This is a genomic window from Salmonella sp. K21076 (genome assembly GCF_039650795.1).
GTDB classification, from domain to species: Bacteria; Pseudomonadota; Gammaproteobacteria; order Enterobacterales; family Enterobacteriaceae; genus Salmonella; species Salmonella enterica.
In genome coordinates, this window is the sequence record NZ_JBCLYA010000044.1 from 107673 (window position 1) to 128010 (window position 20338).

17 protein-coding genes and 4 pseudogenes are annotated in these 20338 nt (G+C 48.6%); 14 read left to right on the plus strand and 7 right to left on the minus strand.

Annotated elements, in window-relative coordinates; genetic code table 11:
• Positions 1–13: 13 nt before the first annotated feature.
• Positions 14–946, minus strand: a complete 933-nt coding sequence (locus tag AAYN39_RS12215) for a LysR family transcriptional regulator (protein ID WP_000216318.1) — start codon at positions 944–946, stop codon at positions 14–16.
• An 87-nt stretch (positions 947–1033) separates the two neighbouring features.
• On the opposite strand from AAYN39_RS12215, the gene AAYN39_RS12220 reads away from it, so the two are divergent.
• Together AAYN39_RS12220 and AAYN39_RS12225 are read left to right on the plus strand one after the other, a co-directional pair.
• Positions 1034–2242: an MFS transporter gene (locus AAYN39_RS12220; protein WP_000222405.1), complete on the plus strand. Its 1209-nt coding sequence runs from the start codon at positions 1034–1036 to the stop codon at positions 2240–2242.
• A pseudogene (locus AAYN39_RS12225) lies at positions 2239–2621 on the plus strand (DUF4440 domain-containing protein). The gene AAYN39_RS12220 and the pseudogene AAYN39_RS12225 overlap by 4 nt, the downstream one beginning before the upstream one ends.
• Positions 2622–2676: 55 nt before the next feature.
• On the opposite strand, the gene mutS reads toward AAYN39_RS12225, so the two are convergent.
• Positions 2677–5244, minus strand: a complete 2568-nt coding sequence (mutS, locus tag AAYN39_RS12230; RefSeq protein ID WP_001005807.1) for a DNA mismatch repair protein MutS — start codon at positions 5242–5244, stop codon at positions 2677–2679.
• 157 nt (positions 5245–5401) lie between these two features.
• Between mutS and AAYN39_RS12235 the strand changes: the two are divergent.
• Positions 5402–5922 (plus strand): annotated as a pseudogene (locus tag AAYN39_RS12235) (cytoplasmic protein).
• 169 nt (positions 5923–6091) lie between these two features.
• On the opposite strand, the gene pphB reads toward AAYN39_RS12235, so the two are convergent.
• On the minus strand, positions 6092–6748 hold the full coding sequence (gene pphB, locus AAYN39_RS12240; protein WP_000420463.1) for a protein-serine/threonine phosphatase: 657 nt from the start codon (positions 6746–6748) through the stop codon (positions 6092–6094).
• 226 nt (positions 6749–6974) lie between these two features.
• Between pphB and AAYN39_RS12245 the strand changes: the two are divergent.
• A pseudogene (locus AAYN39_RS12245) lies at positions 6975–7396 on the plus strand (IS5/IS1182 family transposase); the annotation flags it as partial.
• 72 nt (positions 7397–7468) lie between these two features.
• On the opposite strand, the gene AAYN39_RS12250 reads toward AAYN39_RS12245, so the two are convergent.
• From AAYN39_RS12250 to invH, 4 genes and pseudogenes are all read right to left on the minus strand, one after another.
• Positions 7469–7996, minus strand: a complete 528-nt coding sequence (locus AAYN39_RS12250; protein ID WP_000971655.1) for a GNAT family N-acetyltransferase — start codon at positions 7994–7996, stop codon at positions 7469–7471.
• Positions 7993–8283 (minus strand): DUF1778 domain-containing protein, encoded by a 291-nt coding sequence (locus AAYN39_RS12255; RefSeq protein WP_000855694.1) that lies wholly within the window; start codon positions 8281–8283, stop codon positions 7993–7995. Before AAYN39_RS12255 ends, AAYN39_RS12250 begins: the two co-directional genes overlap by 4 nt.
• Before the next feature lie 269 nt (positions 8284–8552).
• A pseudogene (locus tag AAYN39_RS12260) lies at positions 8553–8753 on the minus strand (transposase); the annotation flags it as partial.
• A gap of 403 nt (positions 8754–9156) precedes the next feature.
• Positions 9157–9600, minus strand: coding sequence for an SPI-1 type III secretion system invasion lipoprotein InvH (gene invH / locus AAYN39_RS12265; RefSeq protein WP_000715096.1), 444 nt, complete (start codon positions 9598–9600; stop codon positions 9157–9159).
• 455 nt (positions 9601–10055) lie between these two features.
• Between invH and invF the strand changes: the two genes are divergently transcribed.
• Genes invF through spaP form a run of 10 tightly spaced genes read left to right on the plus strand, consistent with a single transcriptional unit; the run spans position 10056 to position 20317 of the window.
• Entirely contained in the window at positions 10056–10706 is a 651-nt protein-coding gene (gene invF, locus AAYN39_RS12270) for a type III secretion system transcriptional activator InvF (protein ID WP_001674874.1), read from the plus strand.
• The gene (invG, locus tag AAYN39_RS12275; RefSeq protein ID WP_000848103.1) at positions 10703–12391 is read left to right on the plus strand and encodes a type III secretion system outer membrane ring protein InvG; all 1689 of its coding nucleotides are present in this window, start codon (positions 10703–10705) and stop codon (positions 12389–12391) included. The genes invF and invG overlap by 4 nt, the downstream gene beginning before the upstream one ends.
• The gene (gene invE, locus AAYN39_RS12280; RefSeq protein ID WP_000612166.1) at positions 12388–13506 is read left to right on the plus strand and encodes a type III secretion system gatekeeper InvE; all 1119 of its coding nucleotides are present in this window, start codon (positions 12388–12390) and stop codon (positions 13504–13506) included. Before invG ends, invE begins: the two co-directional genes overlap by 4 nt.
• A 24-nt stretch (positions 13507–13530) precedes the next feature.
• Positions 13531–15588, plus strand: coding sequence for a type III secretion system export apparatus protein InvA (gene invA / locus AAYN39_RS12285; protein ID WP_000927219.1), 2058 nt, complete (start codon positions 13531–13533; stop codon positions 15586–15588).
• 23 nt (positions 15589–15611) lie between these two features.
• On the plus strand, positions 15612–16019 hold the full coding sequence (gene spaK / locus AAYN39_RS12290) for an SPI-1 type III secretion system chaperone SpaK (protein ID WP_001164066.1): 408 nt from the start codon (positions 15612–15614) through the stop codon (positions 16017–16019).
• Entirely contained in the window at positions 16016–17311 is a 1296-nt protein-coding gene (gene invC / locus AAYN39_RS12295; protein WP_000856766.1) for a SctN family type III secretion system ATPase InvC, read from the plus strand. The genes spaK and invC overlap by 4 nt, the downstream gene beginning before the upstream one ends.
• On the plus strand, positions 17289–17732 hold the full coding sequence (gene spaM / locus AAYN39_RS12300) for an SPI-1 type III secretion system protein SpaM (RefSeq protein ID WP_000555884.1): 444 nt from the start codon (positions 17289–17291) through the stop codon (positions 17730–17732). The genes invC and spaM overlap by 23 nt, the downstream gene beginning before the upstream one ends.
• Positions 17732–18742 carry an SPI-1 type III secretion system protein SpaN gene (spaN, locus tag AAYN39_RS12305; protein ID WP_000503113.1) on the plus strand — a complete coding sequence of 337 codons (1011 nt, stop codon included), beginning with the start codon at positions 17732–17734 and terminating at the stop codon, positions 18740–18742. Before spaM ends, spaN begins: the two co-directional genes overlap by 1 nt.
• Positions 18742–19653: an SPI-1 type III secretion system protein SpaO gene (gene spaO / locus AAYN39_RS12310; RefSeq protein ID WP_000058738.1), complete on the plus strand. Its 912-nt coding sequence runs from the start codon at positions 18742–18744 to the stop codon at positions 19651–19653. The genes spaN and spaO overlap by 1 nt, the downstream gene beginning before the upstream one ends.
• On the plus strand, positions 19643–20317 hold the full coding sequence (gene spaP, locus AAYN39_RS12315) for an SPI-1 type III secretion system export apparatus protein SpaP (RefSeq protein WP_000526019.1): 675 nt from the start codon (positions 19643–19645) through the stop codon (positions 20315–20317). Before spaO ends, spaP begins: the two co-directional genes overlap by 11 nt.
• Positions 20318–20338: the final 21 nt, after the last annotated feature.

Here is a 20338-nt window from a genome sequence, read left to right on the forward strand (position 1 = left end):
GCTCCCGGGCTGGCTACAATGATGGGGCGTGCTCCCCGCAATCCCATTGCGAACGTAAAAAATCAATAAATGCGCGTACTTTTGTCGATACATGGCGGGCGTCTGGATAAACGGCATAAATGCCCTGACGGGGAAAATGATAGTCGGGTAACACGTGAATTAACGTTCCATCCTCCAGTGCGGTGTTGACTAACCATTGCGGCAGTAATGCGACGCCGCTTCCCGCGAGAGCGAAGGCCATCAGCGAGCGCGCGCTGTCGACAGAAATTTTGCCGGCTTTGCTTATCTCCAGGCGTGAGTGTTGGCCATGATTATTCGTTACTGTCCACCGTAGCGGCGTAGGTAATCGCTCATGAATAATCCATTCCGCCTGGGCCAACGACTCCAGTGACGACACGGGGTGGCGGGCGAGCCACTGCGGCGCGGCGACCGGCAGAATGGTAAAGCGGGATATCAGCGCGGCGCGATAGCGGGAGTCCGCCAGCGAGCCAAGCCGAATCGCCACATCAAAGCGCTCGGCAATTAAATCGGCATGATGTGATGAGGACATATGCCGAATACGGAGATCGGGATGGCGCTGACTAAACTGCGCCAGTACCGGAATGACCACCTGTTCGCCAAACTCGGGCGTAGTGGTAATACGTAACTCGCCGCCCAGCCCACTATGGCTGGCACGCACTTCATCCTGCAAATTTTTCGCTGCATTGAGTAAATTCACGCCTTTTTGGTAAAAGAGGACGCCGGCGTCTGTGAGCGTCAGTCGTCGGGTGGAACGTAGCAGTAACGTTACGCCAAGCTCTTTTTCAAGCTGCCGAATATTAAAACTCACTACCGCTTTTGTTTGGCCCGATGCGGCGGCCGCCGCCGTGAAGCTGCCGCTATCTACCACGGCGACAAACAGCGACATACGCTGCAAATTGAGCATGGCGAGCTCCTTTACTGTCAAAATTATTTTGACAGTATATCGTTGAAGCGCGGACTTATCTGGCTTTCTCCGGACGGCTACATTAGCGCCTCTGACGGAGGATGCATAATGACGTATCGCAGTAAAGTGGCAGTGGTTTACCTGCTCGGCTTCTTTCTTGATCTGATTAATCTGTTTATTGCCAGCGTGGCTTTTCCTGCGATGTCCGTGGATCTGCATACGTCCATATCGGCGCTGGCATGGGTGAGTAACGGTTATATCGCAGGATTAACGCTGATCGTTCCGTTTAGCGCGTTTCTTTCACGTTATCTCGGCGCACGACGGCTGATCATATTTTCGCTCATTCTGTTTAGCGTTGCCGCCGCTGCCGCAGGTTTTGCCGATTCCTTACACAGCCTTGTTTTCTGGCGTATTGTGCAGGGGGCGGGCGGTGGCTTATTGATCCCGGTTGGTCAGGCGTTAACCTGGCAACAGTTTAAACCGCATGAACGCGCTGGCGTGTCATCGGTCGTCATGATGGTGGCGCTACTGGCGCCGGCATGTTCGCCTGCGATTGGCGGGCTGCTGGTGGAAACGTGCGGCTGGCGCTGGATATTTTTTGCCACGCTGCCGGTGGCCGTTCTCACTTTATTGCTCGCTTATCGTTGGCTGAACGTCGCTTCGACGACAATGGCGTCAGCAAGATTGCTCCATCTGCCGTTGTTGACGGACAAGCTGCTGCGTTTTGCCATGATCGTCTATCTGTGTGTGCCGGGTATGTTCATTGGTATCAGCGTGGTCGGGATGTTTTATCTACAGAACGTCGCGCAGCTATCGCCTGCGGCGGCGGGGTCGCTGATGCTCCCCTGGTCGATCGCTTCATTTGTCGCCATTATGCTTACCGGACGTTACTTCAATCGGCTTGGGCCGCGTCCGCTGATTATCGTCGGCTGTCTTCTTCAGGCTGCAGGGATACTGCTTTTAACTAACGTTACGCCTGCGACATCGCATCGTGTACTGATGATGATATTCGCCTTAATGGGCGCTGGCGGCAGTTTGTGCAGCAGTACCGCGCAGAGTGGCGCTTTCCTGACTATTGCTCGCCGGGACATGCCTGACGCCAGCGCGCTATGGAATCTTAATCGTCAGCTTAGCTTTTTCCTTGGCGCGACGCTGTTGACGCTGCTGTTAAACGCGCTCCAGCGCGTTATGTCGCTTGAGGTTGCTTATCGCTGGACCTTTATTGCCGCCGCCGGTATCACCCTGCTGCCCCTTATTTACGCTGTCTGTCTAAACAATAGACAGGCGCTTCTGTGCCTGAAAAAGGAAAGATCATGAATCCATATAAAGAAGAAATTATTCATGCCCATGCGGCGATTGAGAACTGGCTTAGTAAGGGGGGGGGGGTAGCCTGGAGGCGTTGATAGCGCGTTTTGCTGTTGATTTTACGATGATAACGCCAGGAGGTATTTGTCTGGATTATCCGGCGCTGGGCGCTTTTTTCCAGGCGCAGCGCGCGTGTCGCCCGGGGCTGGTTATCATGGTTGAGCACATTGATCTTGTGGCGGAGTGGCCGGAAGGCGCCGCGCTGCGTTATCGTGAGCGCCAGCAACTGCCGGGCCAGGCCGAGACGGTACGCTGGTCGACGGTCATTTTAAAAAGGGAAAGAGGACGGATAGTCTGGCGTCATTTACATGAAACGACAGCCACAGCCTGAAAAGCCTGTTCCGGCGCGCAGACCCGATAGCGCGGCGCTATCGGGTCTGACACGTTTACACCAGACTTTTCAGCCGATAGATCCACTCCAGCGCCTGGCGTGGCGTCAGGGAGTCCGGATCGAGATTCTCCAGCGCTTCAACGGCGGGCGATGTCTCCTCCGGGGCGGCAAGCAACGACATTTGCGTGCCGTCCACCTGCGTTGCCGCCGCATTGGGCGAGATGCTTTCCAGCTCGCGGAGTTTTTGGCGCGCGCGTTTGATGACTTCTTTAGGGACGCCCGCAAGCGCCGCGACCGCCAGGCCATAGCTCTTACTTGCCGCGCCGTCCTGCACGCTGTGCATAAACGCGATAGTATCGCCGTGTTCCAGCGCATCCAGGTGGACGTTCGCCACGCCTTCCATTTTCTCCGGTAATTGGGTCAGCTCGAAGTAGTGGGTAGCGAACAGCGTTAACGCTTTAATCTTATTCGCGAGATTCTCCGCGCAGGCCCAGGCCAATGACAGCCCGTCATACGTGGAGGTACCGCGCCCGATTTCATCCATCAATACCAGACTGTTTTCCGTCGCATTATGCAGAATGTTCGCGGTTTCGGTCATCTCCACCATAAAGGTCGAACGCCCGGAAGCCAGGTCGTCCGCTGCGCCGACGCGGGTAAAAATACGGTCGATGGGGCCGATTTCCACGTTTTGCGCCGGAACGTAACTGCCGATATAGGCCAGCAGGGCGATCAATGCCGTTTGTCGCATATAGGTACTTTTACCGCCCATATTGGGGCCGGTAATGATCAACATCCGGCGCTGCGGCGACAGATTGAGCGGGTTAGCGATAAACGGCTCATTCAGTACCTGTTCAACCACCGGGTGGCGACCTTCGGTAATACGGATACCGGGTTTATCGGTAAATGTTGGGCAGGTGTAATTCAGCGTCCAGGCGCGTTCGGCCAGGTTAACCAGCACATCCAGCTCCGCCAGAGCGTTGGCGCTCTGCTGTAAATCGGCCAGATGCGGCAACAGCAGATCAAACAATTCGTCATATAGCTGTTTTTCCAGCGCCAGTGCTTTGCCTTTCGAGGTCAGAACTTTATCTTCGTACTCTTTAAGCTCAGGAATAATGTAGCGTTCGGCATTTTTCAGCGTCTGGCGACGCACATAATTGATGGGCGCCAGATGGCTTTGACCACGGCTAATCTGAATGTAATAACCATGTACCGCGTTATAGCCGACTTTCAGCGTATCCAGCCCGGTACGCTCGCGTTCGCGAATTTCCAGACGATCGAGATAATCGGTGGCGCCGTCCGCCAGCGCGCGCCATTCATCCAGCTCTTCATGGTAGCCGGGCGCAATAACGCCGCCGTCGCGGACCAGTACCGGCGGCGCGTCAATAATGGCGCGCTCCAGGAGGTCGCGCAGTTCGGCGAAATCGCCCATTTTTTTACGCAACGCCTGTACCGGCGCGCTGTCAACGGTTTCAAGCTGAGCGTGCAATTCCGGCAGCTGCTGGAAGGCGTGACGCATTCGGGCGAGATCGCGCGGACGCGCGGTGCGCAGCGCCAGACGCGCAAGGATGCGCTCCAGATCGCCGACCTGACGCAGCACCGGTTGCAGTTCGCTGACGGTATCCTGCAAGGCGCCGATGGTCTGCTGGCGTTCACGTAATATGTCGGTATTTCGTACCGGCATATGCAGCCAGCGTTTAAGCATTCGGCTACCCATTGGCGTCACGGTACAGTCAAGCACCGCGGCGAGGGTATTTTCGACACCGCCGGCCAGGTTCTGGGTAATTTCCAGATTGCGGCGGGTCGCGGCATCCATAATGATGCTGTCCTGCTGGCGTTCCATCGTAATGGAACGAATATGCGGCAGGGAGGTGCGCTGGGTATCTTTTACGTACTGTAACAGGCAGCCTGCCGCACATAATCCACGCGAGGCATTTTCGACGCCGAAACCGACCAGATCCCGCGTACCGAATTGCAGATTTAACTGCTGGCGGGCGGTATCAATCTCAAACTCCCACAACGGGCGACGGCGCAGACCCCGGCGTCCCTCTATTAACGCCATTTCAGCAAAATCTTCGGCATACAACAGTTCGGCGGGATTGGTGCGCTGCAGCTCTGCGGCCATCGTTTCACGGTCGGCGGGTTCGCTCAGACGAAAGCGCCCGGAGCTGATATCCAGCGTGGCGTAACCGTAGCCTTTACCATCCTGCCAGATAGCCGCCAGCAGGTTATCCTGACGCTCCTGTAACAGGGCTTCATCGCTGATGGTGCCAGGCGTAACGATACGCACGACTTTACGTTCAACGGGACCTTTGCTGGTGGCCGGATCGCCAATCTGTTCGCAAATAGCGACGGATTCGCCCTGATTGACCAGTTTCGCGAGGTAGTTTTCTACGGCGTGGTGCGGGATACCCGCCATAGGGATAGGTTCGCCAGCCGATGCGCCGCGTTTGGTCAGCGAAATATCGAGCAACTGCGACGCACGCTTTGCGTCGTCATAAAACAGCTCGTAAAAGTCTCCCATACGATAAAAGAGCAGGATCTCCGGATGCTGGGCTTTCAGCTTGAGATACTGCTGCATCATGGGGGTGTGGTTGGAGAAGTCCTTATCAAATGACTCATTCATATTGATTTTACTCGTTTTTTATTCTTTCAAGTGCTCATGTGGCCATAGGTAAAACCCCTATAAACTCACATAAACCCATAAATTTGTAGCTCATCTGTAGCCTAAAATGTGACAGGTTACATTCTCATCATTCCTGGACTACAACAGGGGTGATACTTTGAAAACAACTCTCAGCCAGCCTTTCATTATCAACAAGTTAAGTATCAATGTTAAGTCTGCGCTCAGTCGCTCTGGAAAAATCGTTTTCGAAGCTAACCCAGCTCAAAAACTCTACATTGTTTTCGATGACCACAGACAAGCTCCTGCTGGTTTCGGGGTAAAAGCCAGTTTGACGAAAAAAACCTACGTAATCCAGCGAAGAGTAGCCTCGTCAGATCGTAATGTCAGTGAGGGTAGGAAGCCAAGTTCTGTCTTGAAAGTAAAAGTTGAAAATGTGTTCGATTTTCCAAATATTGACGAAACAAGGCAATCTGCAGGCAATTAGTTCAGACCATGTTCGCAACAAAGAGAAATCACAACAAAATTAAGAGGGAAACGGATGCTTCCGAACTCAAGACCGTAATCAAGATTGTGTTGCATGAAGGCAAGCCGATCCATTTCGCCACCACGGTTATTGTGCTTTATTCCGATAGGTATCTTGAGCTGTGCGATCTTTACTCTTCTCAGGCGATCGAGTAACTACCTGCGTCGGATTACGGCTTCGTTTTTTGGTCTGCGATCTTAATGATGAAATGGGCGGAAAAACGCGAAATTTAGACGCTATTACGAATGAGCAATGGTACTTATTGAAGGCTATATCATTGCCATAATGCAGGGAGGGTTAATATTATATAATTCTATTTCCAGACTACTTTATTTTAAAAAAAGACAGATTGCCTGAACAGAAAGAACCGGTGTCAATGTAGATTTGATTGGCGAATGTTGTTGTGTAATCAACAATCATATGGCCGAAGATGAAAGTATCCGCACCGCGTATTGGATGGATATTCCCCTGTAACGAACTAAGCAGACGATCGCGTGACCATAGAACGCTATCAATATCAACTTGCTTCCCATAATCGTAGCTGTCATCTGGATAATCGGCATGGGCAATCACGTACTTCTTTGAGGACGTTTTAACCTCTATGATGTGAGGACGCTGCTTAAAAGTTAGTAATAGCTCAGTGGCTTCTTGCCTGTCTTTTTGGGTGACCGAGTCGTACCAGTAACCACCGTTTACATACCAGAAATTGCCATCCTGTGTTTCAAAAGCGTCAAGCGCCATAGCTTCATGATTACCCACTACAGAAATAAACCATGAGGTATTTAACAGTCTCAGTGTTTCAAGGTTTTCTTTTCCTCGATCAATGTTATCTCCAGTGGAGATCAAGAGATCGGTATCAGGAGAGAAATTTAATTGAGCCAGTCTGGTTAACAATAAGGAGTAACATCCATGAATATCACCAACGACCCAAATGTGGCGATAGAGAACGCTGTTGATGTCAGCATAACGAATTAATTCCATGATGTTCCTATAGCACAATTTTGGAGGCTGGTATTATAACAAAGAAGTAGGGTAATATTAATTTTTATTGTTTAAAATACACAGTTATTAAAATAGCCTACAAGCTAGAAATGAACAGATAATATATATTTTATGAATCGGTTAATTAAAGTAGACGATGTGCTTGAAAGATGCGCTATTTCTCGCGCAACACTTTCCTGATTAATTGCAAAGGCATACTTTCCCGCTCAGCGGCACGACAGATGCGCAGGCACTGCCGGGGCTGATTAGCCAGACTCACCGTAAAATCAGGGAAGCCTCGGCTGACGGCGCTTATGACACGCGCTATTGCCATGATGTGTTATTAATCAGGCCGCTAATCCCGCCACGAAGCGGTGCGCGATACTGGCCGGGCAAGTACCATGAGCGTAACCACGCGGTGGCGAATCAACATCTGAGCGGCAGCAATGAGGTCTGGAAAAGAAAGTGGGCTATCACCGTTGTTCAGTAGTGGAAACAGCGATGTTCCGTCTCAAAACCTTGCTGGGCGGCCATCTGAGCCTGCGGAACTATGACGCGCAGGTGGGTGAAGCGATGGCGATGGCGATGGTCAAAGCGCTGAACCGGATGACGTTGTTGGCAATGCTGACCAGCGTCAGGCTCGTATAACGAGTGCTCCGGTGGGAGTCCTGTATCCTTATCGTTGGCCGATTCTGAATTATTCAACAAAGCCTCATGTTGTCATAACCTACCAGATGCAGATAAAGCAGCATAAAGCGTTTTAAACGACAGCAACAAGGAAAGGGGTTGATCGTTTAATGGTACTGCGCCAAATCCTTTGTACCAGTCGCAGACCTGTTTATTTTTGGCATCAATAAGCAGGGCTACGCCACCGACCTGCAAAGCCGCCTGTATGCAACGCTTTCCGGCAGATAACAAAAGTTGTGCTCCCAGCCCTTGCCCCTGCATAGATTTGTCTACGGCTAAACGACCCAGACGAAACACTGGCACATCATATCTCCCTAATCCTTTGCTGATTGCGCCGGGAACCTGTGCATATATCAGTGATGCAGGACTGACTGAGTAAAAGCCGTGGATACGTGTAACATCCGAATTATCAAGCGCAACGTAGGTTTTTGTTGTCCCTTTCTCATGATTTTGTCGTGCATGGCGTTGCAGGAATTGGTTCAGATCGGCATCCCCACAATCAAAATTCATTCGATTGTGGGTTTTCCCTATCGCGGCCTCATGCCAGTCTGTAAACATCATTTCTTCATGTCCGGCAGGGCGAAAGCAGCGGCAAGAAGCTTTTCATTCGGCGCTGGCGGGTTATCTAAAATTTCCATGATCATTTGAGTATCACGCTCCGTCAGATATACCCGTTCGGCGGCATCAACAATCTTCTGTGCGACAGGTAGTACGTTACTGACCACAAAATCCGTCAGGTTGGTTTGCTGGATTGCCGCAGCGCGGACTATCAACTTTTTGGCATCCGTCGATACACGTAACGACAATCTTTCGTTAGATTCTATAGCTATCTGAGGCATGGTTTTCATCCTCCTGTTTATGAACAATATGTACAATTATAATACATATCTGTACGCTTTCAAAGCGTACATGTGAGGCTGATATAGTCCAGACATGGCAAGAAGGTCGTTCACTGTCTTTAAACAGGGCATTAACTTCGGTTTATCGCGATTGCATTATTTTAATCTCACTGATTACGTATCATCAGGGAGTTTGCTAAATATATTCATGATTCTCTTTTTTGCCGTAACTGCTTGATTGATCCTACCCGCGTAGTATGGACACAACCCTAAGCGGCGGACATCTCCTGCTCACGTTCAGAAGAAGAGAGCTGAGTTTGCTGTTTGCTTCGCCAGCTGTAGAGCTGTGATTTATACAGGTTAAGCTCACGGGCGGCAGCGGGCACCCCAATGCGTTCCGCCAGTTTCAGGGCTTCCTGACGAAATTCAGGCGTGTGCTGCTTGCGTGGCTTTTTGGTGGTTGATGCTGGTTTTGTTATGTGAGTCACCTCTTGCTTGAGCGTTTACTCACTTAGTTGTGTGTCCACTATTGCTGGGTAAGTTCAAAAGAACGTTATCCGCGAAAAGTGGATGGGGTATCGTAAGAATGCCAACATGTGGGGCAAGAGGGGGATGTCAGTTTATCGCGATATACGAGACGATAGTTTATCAGTATAAGTTTCGGCTATTTTCCCGAGTTTGGGAGGCCGTTCTTTATCACAAATAAAAAAAGCAGCAGCGAGGTGCTGCTGTATCAAAAAGCAGATTGATAAATGCAACGTAAGAGACAAATGGCCAACCGTAAAAGTGACCATAGCTATAATAATTATATTGATATTAAGTGGCAATGCAAAGTATGGTCTTAATTATATCATGATGAGTTCAGTCAGCGGTGATATGGCCTTATAAGGCTTGCAGTCTTTCATGGGCAGCAAGTAACGTCTGATATATGCTTAAATTCTTACTTCCGGGTTCAAGTAGAACTTTTTTAAATTCGGTCATGAGTTGCTCTTCATCTTCTTTCGAACGCATGTATTGTGGATGTTCCTGGAAGAAGGTAAGCGCCTGTTCTTTGGTTTGTTTATATTTTTCGCAAAAAATGCTTGAGCTGATTGCGCTATTTTTTGATGCGGAATTATCAGCGTTCTGGTTTGATAATGATTTATTCTTCGCAAGGTCTGACGGCACATACGGAAGAGACTGACACTCATCAATACTATTTGCGTTGGCCAGTTGCTCTTTCTGAGCGCCAGGTTGCTGTACCGGTTTGCTCACGGAGGAAGGGAGGGGCACCTGGGCACAGCCGATCAGTAAAAAGACAGGAAGACAGCTATAAAATTTTTTCATATTAACTCCAACTACAGAAGAATGAGGCGCCATGTTTTTACACAACCGTCAGAATGTTATCTGACAATAGTGATAAGGGGCGAATGCGTTTCAGGAATGCTAGCAAAAAAAACTCCTGATATAAATAATTAATTCTCCATCCCGATGACAATATCTGAATTTTTGCTGCTGTAGAACAATAAGCCATAATTTGTATACTATGAGCTGATTTTCTATTTTAAATCAGCAAGCGCTGTGCAAGTTGGCTAATTTAATTAGCGGGTGGCATCAGTTTCATAATGATTGCATCAGGATTTTGCCACCCGCTCCTGGTATTGTTTACATATTAAAATGATTTTTAACTGGTGCTGACAACAATGCTAAATACGCAGGAAGTACTTAAAGAAGGAGAGAAGCGGAAAATCCGCAGCCCGGAAGCATGGTTTATACAGACGTGTTCCGCGCAAAAGCTGCATATGTCATTTTCTGAAAGCCGACACAATGAAAACTGCCTGATTCAGGAAGGCGCGCTGCTTTTTTGCGAGCAGGCCGTTGTCGCACCAGTATCAGGAGACCTGGTTTTTCGACCGTTAAAAATTGAAGTACTCAGCAAATTACTGGCATTTATCGATGGCGCAGGATTAGTGGACACGACATATGCTGAATCCGATAAATGGGTTTTGCTGAGTCCTGAGTTTCGCGCTATTTGGCAAGATCGTAAACGCTGCGAGTACTGGTTTTTGCAGCAAATTATTACGCCTTCTCCGGCCTTCAATAAGGTACTGGCGCTGTTACGAAAAAGCGAGAGTTACTGGTTGGTTGGCTATTTACTCGCTCAGTCAACCAGCGGCAACACGATGAGAATGCTGGGAGAAGACTATGGCGTTTCTTATACCCATTTTCGTCGTTTGTGCAGCAGAGCGTTGGGCGGAAAAGCGAAGAGTGAATTACGAAACTGGCGTATGGCGCAATCGCTGCTGAATAGTGTAGAAGGCCACGAGAACATCACCCAATTAGCCGTTAATCATGGTTACTCATCGCCTTCACATTTTTCTAGTGAGATCAAAGAGCTGATCGGCGTTTCGCCGCGGAAATTATCAAATATTATTCAATTGGCAGACAAATGAAGACACATATTCTTTTGGCCAGAGTGCTGGCATGTGCCGCGCTTGTTCTGGTTGCACCTGGTTATTCTAGTGAAAAAATACCTGTAACGGGAAGTGGGTTTGTTGCGAAAGACGATAGCCTGCGGACATTTTTCGATGCCATGGCGCTACAGCTAAAGGAGCCTGTCATTGTTAGCAAAATGGCGGCACGAAAAAAAATTACGGGCAACTTTGAGTTTCACGATCCTAACGCATTACTGGAGAAGCTTTCCCTACAACTGGGGCTGATTTGGTATTTCGATGGGCAGGCTATCTATATTTATGACGCCAGTGAAATGCGCAATGCCGTGGTTTCTTTACGCAACGTCTCACTCAATGAGTTCAACAATTTTCTAAAACGCTCAGGTTTATATAACAAAAATTACCCGCTACGTGGCGATAACCGTAAAGGAACATTCTATGTTTCAGGGCCACCCGTCTATGTTGATATGGTGGTCAACGCCGCCACCATGATGGACAAGCAAAACGATGGTATTGAGCTGGGACGCCAGAAAATAGGGGTGATGCGTCTGAACAATACCTTCGTGGGCGATCGTACCTACAATCTGCGCGATCAGAAAATGGTTATTCCCGGTATTGCTACGGCCATTGAAAGGTTATTGCAGGGAGAAGAGCAACCCTTAGGTAATATTGTCAGTAGCGAACCCCCGGCGATGCCAGCATTTTCAGCGAATGGAGAAAAAGGTAAAGCAGCAAATTATGCCGGTGGCATGAGTCTGCAGGAAGCTTTAAAGCAAAATGCCGCGGCGGGCAATATTAAAATCGTGGCCTATCCGGATACCAACAGTTTGTTAGTAAAGGGAACGGCTGGGCAGGTGCATTTTATCGAAATGCTGGTTAAAGCGCTGGATGTCGCCAAACGTCACGTAGAATTATCCCTGTGGATTGTCGATCTTAATAAAAGCGATCTGGAGCGTTTGGGCACTTCATGGAGCGGCAGCATAACTATTGGGGACAAACTTGGCGTGTCATTAAACCAGTCTTCAATAAGTACCCTCGATGGCAGTCGATTCATCGCCGCGGTCAATGCGTTAGAAGAGAAGAAACAGGCGACGGTGGTTTCGCGTCCGGTATTACTGACTCAGGAAAATGTTCCCGCTATTTTTGATAACAACAGAACGTTTTACACCAAGCTGATTGGGGAACGTAATGTGGCGCTTGAGCATGTAACATACGGAACAATGATCCGAGTGCTGCCCCGTTTTTCCGCAGATGGTCAGATAGAAATGTCGCTGGACATTGAAGATGGCAACGATAAGACGCCGCAATCCGATACTACCACCTCCGTAGATGCGTTACCCGAAGTCGGGCGAACGTTAATTAGCACTATTGCAAGAGTTCCGCACGGAAAAAGTTTGCTGGTCGGTGGTTATACACGGGATGCAAATACCGATACTGTCCAAAGTATTCCGGTTTTAGGCAAATTACCGCTTATTGGTAGCCTGTTCCGTTATTCCAGTAAGAATAAAAGTAATGTTGTTCGTGTGTTCATGATTGAACCAAAAGAAATTGTCGACCCGTTAACGCCGGATGCCAGCGAATCGGTAAACAATATTCTGAAGCAAAGCGGTGCCTGGAGTGGGGACGATAAGTTACAGAAATGGGTTCGTGTTTATCTGGATAGAGGTCAGGAGGTAATTAAATGATTCCTGGCTCAACCTCTGGTATTTCATTTTCCAGAATATTGTCCCGGCAGGCATCTCATCAGGATGCGACCCAACATACTGATGCGCAACAGGCGGAAATACAACAGGCCGCAGAGGATTCGTCTCCAGGGGCGGAAGTACAAAAATTTGTCCAGTCGACGGACGAAATGTCAGCGGCGCTGGCGCAATTTCGTAACCGTCGCGATTATGAAAAAAAATCCAGTAATTTATCTAACAGTTTTGAACGCGTGCTGGAGGATGAGGCTTTACCGAAGGCGAAGCAAATATTAAAGCTAATTAGCGTACATGGCGGCGCGTTAGAAGATTTTTTACGTCAGGCGCGTAGCTTATTTCCTGACCCCAGTGATTTAGTCCTTGTGTTACGCGAATTGCTTCGTCGTAAAGACCTGGAAGAGATCGTGCGGAAAAAGCTGGAGTCGTTACTTAAGCACGTTGAAGAGCAAACCGATCCGAAGACCCTCAAGGCAGGGATTAATTGTGCGTTGAAGGCCCGGCTTTTTGGGAAAACATTATCGTTAAAACCAGGCTTATTGCGCGCCAGCTATCGGCAATTTATCCAGAGTGAATCACATGAAGTGGAGATTTACTCTGACTGGATAGCCAGTTATGGCTATCAACGTCGACTGGTGGTACTGGATTTTATCGAGGGTTCGCTATTAACCGATATTGACGCGAATGACGCCAGCTGTTCGCGCCTGGAGTTTGGCCAGCTTTTACGACGCCTGACGCAACTTAAAATGTTGCGCTCCGCTGACCTACTGTTTGTGAGTACATTGTTGTCGTATTCGTTTACCAAAGCGTTTAATGCGGAGGAGTCGTCGTGGCTACTACTGATGCTTTCGCTATTGCAACAGCCACATGAAGTGGATTCGCTGTTAGCCGATATTATAGGTTTGAATGCGTTATTGCTTAGTCATAAAGAACATGCATCCTTTTTGCAGATATTTTATCAAGTATGTAAAGCCATACCCTCTTCACTCTTTTATGAAGAATATTGGCAGGAAGAATTGTTAATGGCGTTACGTAGTATGACCGATATTGCCTACAAGCATGAAATGGCAGAACAGCGTCGTACTATTGAAAAGCTGTCTTAATTTAATATTAACAGGATACCTATAGTGCTGCTTTCTCTACTTAACAGTGCTCGTTTACGACCTGAATTACTGATTCTGGTACTAATGGTGATGATCATTTCTATGTTCGTCATTCCATTACCTACCTATCTGGTTGATTTCCTGATCGCACTGAATATCGTACTGGCGATATTGGTGTTTATGGGGTCGTTCTACATTGACAGAATCCTCAGTTTTTCAACGTTTCCTGCGGTACTGTTAATTACCACGCTCTTTCGTCTGGCATTATCGATCAGTACCAGCCGTCTTATCTTGATTGAAGCCGATGCCGGTGAAATTATCGCCACGTTCGGGCAATTCGTTATTGGCGATAGCCTGGCGGTGGGTTTTGTTGTCTTCTCTATTGTCACCGTGGTCCAGTTTATCGTTATTACCAAAGGTTCAGAACGCGTCGCGGAAGTCGCGGCCCGATTTTCTCTGGATGGTATGCCCGGTAAACAGATGAGTATTGATGCCGATTTGAAGGCCGGTATTATTGATGCGGATGCTGCGCGCGAACGGCGAAGCGTACTGGAAAGGGAAAGCCAGCTTTACGGTTCCTTTGACGGTGCGATGAAGTTTATCAAAGGTGACGCTATTGCCGGCATCATTATCATCTTTGTGAACTTTATTGGCGGTATTTCGGTGGGGATGACCCGCCATGGTATGGATTTGTCCTCCGCTCTGTCTACTTATACCATGCTGACCATTGGTGATGGTCTTGTCGCCCAGATCCCCGCATTGTTGATTGCGATTAGTGCCGGTTTTATCGTGACTCGCGTAAATGGCGATAGCGATAATATGGGGCGGAATATCATGACGCAGCTGTTGAACAACCCATTTGTATTGGTTGTTACGGCTATTTTGACCATTTCAATGGGAACTCTGCCGGGATTCCCGCTGCCGGTATTTGTTATTTTATCGGTGGTTTTAAGCGTACTCTTCTATTTTAAATTCCGTGAAGCAAAACGTAGCGCCGCCAAACCTAAAACCAGCAAAGGCGAGCAGCCGCTCAGTATTGAGGAAAAAGAAGGGTCGTCGTTAGGACTGATTGGCGATCTCGATAAAGTCTCTACAGAGACTGTACCGTTGATATTACTTGTGCCGAAGAGCCGGCGTGAAGATCTGGAAAAAGCTCAACTTGCGGAGCGCCTACGTAGTCAGTTCTTTATTGATTATGGCGTGCGCCTGCCGGAAGTATTGTTACGCGATGGCGAGGGCCTGGACGATAACAGCATCGTATTGTTGATTAATGAGATCCGTGTTGAACAATTTACGGTCTATTTTGATTTGATGCGAGTGGTAAATTATTCCGATGAAGTTGTTTCCTTTGGCATTAATCCAACAATCCATCAGCAAGGTAGCAGTCAGTATTTCTGGGTAACGCATGAAGAGGGGGAGAAACTCCGGGAGCTTGGCTATGTGTTGCGGAACGCGCTTGATGAGCTTTACCACTGTCTGGCGGTGACGCTGGCGCGCAACGTCAATGAATATTTCGGTATTCAGGAAACAAAACATATGCTGGACCAACTGGAAGCGAAATTTCCTGATTTACTTAAAGAAGTGCTCAGACATGCCACGGTACAACGTATATCTGAAGTTTTGCAGCGTTTGTTAAGCGAACGTGTTTCCGTGCGTAATATGAAATTAATTATGGAAGCGCTCGCATTGTGGGCGCCAAGAGAAAAAGATGTCATTAACCTTGTGGAGCATATTCGTGGAGCAATGGCGCGTTATATTTGTCATAAATTCGCCAATGGCGGCGAATTACGAGCAGTAATGGTATCTGCTGAAGTTGAGGATGTTATTCGCAAAGGGATCCGTCAGACCTCTGGCAGTACCTTCCTCAGCCTTGACCCGGAAGCCTCCGCTAATTTGATGGATCTCATTACACTTAAGTTGGATGATTTATTGATTGCACATAAAGATCTTGTCCTCCTTACGTCTGTCGATGTCCGTCGATTTATTAAGAAAATGATTGAAGGTCGTTTTCCGGATCTGGAGGTTTTATCTTTCGGTGAGATAGCAGATAGCAAGTCAGTGAATGTTATAAAAACAATATAAGGGCTTAATTAAGGAAAAGATCTATGCAACATTTGGATATCGCTGAATTAGTTCGTTCCGCACTGGAAGTAAGTGGTTGCGATCCTTCATTAATTGGAGGAATAGATAGCCATTCAACAATTGTTCTGGATTTATTTGCATTGCCAAGTATCTGTATCAGCGTCAAGGACGATGATGTATGGATCTGGGCGCAATTGGGTGCTGACAGCATGGTGGTATTACAACAGCGGGCTTATGAAATCTTAATGACCATAATGGAAGGATGCCATTTTGCCCGCGGCGGGCAATTACTACTGGGGGAGCAGAATGGGGAGCTAACGCTTAAAGCCTTAGTGCATCCGGATTTTTTATCTGACGGTGAAAAGTTCTCTACTGCCTTGAATGGGTTTTACAACTATCTGGAAGTTTTTAGTCGGTCGCTAATGAGATGAAAACACCTCGTTTACTGCAATATCTGGCCTACCCACAAAAAATAACCGGCCCAATTATTGAGGCGGAATTGCGCGATGTGGCCATTGGCGAACTGTGTGAAATACGCCGTGGCTGGCACCAAAAACAGGTTGTTGCACGTGCGCAGGTGGTTGGCTTACAGCGGGAACGCACCGTGCTGAGCCTTATCGGCAATGCCCAGGGGCTGAGCCGCGATGTCGTGCTTTATCCCACTGGACGTGCGTTATCGGCGTGGGTGGGATACTCAGTATTAGGCGCGGTGTTGGATCCGACAGGGAAAATCGTTGAGCGTTTTACCCCTGAAGTGGCGCCGATTAGCGAAGAACGCGTTATTGATGTCGCACCGCCGTCTTACGCTTCGCGCGTTGGCGTCCGTGAACCGCTGATTACCGGTGTGCGCGCGATTGACGGGTTATTGACCTGTGGCGTAGGCCAGCGAATGGGCATTTTTGCCTCCGCAGGATGCGGTAAGACCATGCTGATGCATATGCTGATCGAGCAAACGGAGGCGGATGTCTTTGTTATCGGTCTTATCGGTGAACGAGGCCGTGAGGTCACTGAATTCGTGGATATGTTGCGCGCTTCGCATAAGAAAGAAAAATGCGTGCTGGTTTTTGCCACTTCCGATTTCCCCTCGGTCGATCGCTGCAATGCGGCGCAACTGGCGACAACCGTAGCGGAATATTTTCGCGACCAGGGAAAACGGGTCGTGCTTTTTATCGATTCCATGACCCGTTATGCGCGTGCTTTGCGAGATGTGGCACTGGCGTCGGGAGAGCGTCCGGCCCGTCGAGGTTATCCCGCCTCCGTATTCGATAATTTGCCCCGCTTGCTGGAACGCCCCGGGGCGACCAGCGAGGGAAGCATTACTGCCTTTTATACGGTACTGCTGGAAAGCGAGGAAGAGGCGGACCCGATGGCGGATGAAATTCGCTCTATCCTTGACGGTCACCTGTATCTGAGCAGAAAGCTGGCCGGGCAGGGACATTACCCGGCAATCGATGTACTGAAAAGCGTAAGCCGCGTTTTTGGACAAGTCACGACGCCGACACATGCTGAACAGGCATCTGCCGTGCGTAAATTAATGACGCGTCTGGAAGAGCTCCAGCTTTTCATTGACTTGGGAGAATATCGTCCTGGCGAAAATATCGATAACGATCGGGCGATGCAGATGCGGGATAGCCTGAAAGCCTGGTTATGCCAGCCGGTAGCGCAATATTCATCCTTTGATGACACGTTGAGCGGTATGAATGCATTCGCTGACCAGAATTAAAGTTTTACAGCGGCGCTGTACGGTATTTCATTCACAGTGTGAGTCAATATTACTTCGCTATCAGGATGAGGACCGCGGGCTGCAGGCCGAGGAGGAGGCGATCCTTGAACAAATAGCGGGTCTGAAATTGTTATTAGATACGCTGCGTGCAGAAAACAGACAGCTCAGTCGTGAGGAAATTTATACGTTATTACGTAAGCAGTCTATTGTTCGCCGGCAGATAAAAGATTTAGAACTCCAGATTATACAAATTCAGGAAAAACGGAGCGAGCTGGAAAAGAAAAGGGAAGAGTTTCAGAAAAAAAGTAAATATTGGTTGCGCAAAGAAGGGAACTATCAACGCTGGATAATTCGTCAGAAAAGACACTATATCCAGCGAGAGATACAGCAGGAAGAGGCCGAGTCAGAGGAGATAATTTAATGGGCGATGTGTCAGCTGTCAGTTCATCCGGGAACATTTTACTGCCGCAGCAGGATGAGGTTGGCGGTTTATCAGAAGCATTAAAAAAAACGGTGGAAAAACATAAGACAGAATATTCCGGTGATAAAAAAGATCGCGACTATGGCGATGCTTTCGTAATGCATAAAGAAACGGCTTTACCGGTATTACTGGCGGCATGGCGACATTGCGCGCCAGCGAAATCAGAACATCACAATGGCAACGTTTCTGGTCTGCATCATAACGGAAAAGGCGAACTCAGGATTGCTGAAAAACTGTTGAAAGTCACTGCTGAAAAATCTGTCGGTTTGATTTCTGCGGAGGCCAAAGTAGATAAATCCGCAGCGTTGCTATCGCCTAAAAATAGGCCGTTAGAAAGCGTAAGCGGTAAAAAATTATCTGCTGATTTAAAAGCCGTGGAATCCGTTAGTGAAGTAACCGATAATGCCACGGGAATCTCTGACGATAATATCAAGGCATTGCCTGGGGATAATAAAGCCATCGCGGGCGAAGGCGTTCGTAAAGAGGGCGCGCCGCTGGCGCGGGATGTCGCACCTGCCCGAATGGCCGCAGCCAATACCGGTAAGCCTGACGATAAAGATCATAAAAAGGTTAAAGATGTTTCTCAGCTTCCGCTGCAACCAACCACTATCGCCGATCTTAGCCAATTAACCGGCGGCGATGAAAAAATGCCTTTAGCGGCGCAATCAAAGCCGATGATGACTATTTTTCCCACTGCCGATGGCGTGAAAGGAGAGGATAGCTCGCTGACTTACCGTTTTCAGCGCTGGGGAAATGACTATTCCGTCAATATTCAGGCGCGGCAAGCAGGGGAGTTTTCGTTAATACCGTCAAATACGCAGGTTGAACATCGTTTGCATGATCAATGGCAAAACGGTAATCCCCAGCGCTGGCACCTGACGCGAGACGATCAACAAAATCCGCAGCAGCAACAGCACAGACAGCAATCTGGCGAGGAGGATGACGCCTGATGTCATTGCGTGTGAGACAGATTGATCGTCGCGAATGGCTATTGGCGCAAACCGCGACAGAATGCCAGCGCCATGGCCGGGAAGCGACGCTGGAATATCCGACGCGACAGGGAATGTGGGTTCGGTTGAGCGATGCAGAAAAACGGTGGTCGGCCTGGATTAAACCTGGGGGCTGGCTTGAGCATGTCTCTCCCGCTCTGGCGGGGGCGGCGGTTTCTGCCGGTGCTGAGCACCTGGTCGTTCCCTGGCTTGCTGCAACAGAGCGACCGTTTGAGTTGCCCGTGCCGCATTTGTCCTGTCGGCGTTTATGCGTAGAGAACCCCGTACCGGGAAGCGCGCTGCCGGAAGGGAAATTGTTGCACATTATGAGCGATCGGGGCGGCCTGTGGTTTGAGCATCTTCCTGAACTGCCTGCAGTCGGGGGCGGCAGGCCGAAAATGCTGCGTTGGCCGTTGCGCTTTGTAATCGGTAGCAGTGATACGCAGCGTTCTTTGCTGGGCCGAATCGGGATCGGAGATGTACTCCTGATTCGTACTTCCCGTGCGGAAGTTTATTGCTACGCGAAAAAGTTAGGTCATTTCAACCGTGTTGAAGGGGGAATTATTGTGGAAACGTTAGATATTCAACATATCGAAGAAGAAAATAATACAACTGAAACTGCAGAAACTCTGCCTGGCTTGAATCAATTGCCCGTCAAACTGGAATTTGTTTTGTATCGTAAGAACGTTACCCTCGCCGAACTCGAAGCCATGGGGCAGCAACAGCTATTATCACTGCCGACCAATGTTGAACTTAACGTTGAAATTATGGCGAATGGTGTTTTGCTTGGTAATGGCGAACTGGTACAGATGAATGACACCTTAGGCGTTGAGATCCATGAATGGCTGAGCGAGTCTGGTAATGGGGAATGATATCTCATTAATTGCCTTACTGGCATTTTCCACCCTGTTGCCATTTATTATTGCGTCAGGAACCTGTTTCGTTAAATTTTCTATTGTATTTGTCATGGTGCGTAACGCCCTGGGATTGCAGCAGATACCTTCAAATATGACGCTTAACAGCGTCGCATTGCTGCTTTCTATGTTTGTTATGTGGCCAATAATGCATGATGCCTACGTCTATTTTGAGGACGAAGATGTCACCTTTAATGATATTTCGTCATTAAGTAAACACGTTGATGAAGGTCTGGATGGTTATCGCGATTATCTGATCAAATATTCAGATCGCGAGTTAGTTCAGTTTTTTGAAAACGCGCAACTGAAGCGTCAGTATGGAGAAGAGACCGAGACGGTAAAGCGTGACAAAGATGAAATTGAAAAACCATCAATATTTGCGTTATTACCTGCTTATGCGCTGAGCGAAATAAAAAGCGCGTTTAAAATTGGTTTTTATCTCTATTTGCCCTTTGTTGTCGTCGACCTGGTGGTATCCAGCGTGCTACTGGCGCTGGGGATGATGATGATGAGTCCGGTGACGATATCTACACCTATTAAGCTGGTGCTTTTTGTCGCGCTTGATGGCTGGACCTTACTGTCTAAGGGATTGATATTACAGTATATGGACATTGCAACATGACATCATTACGAGACGGGATAG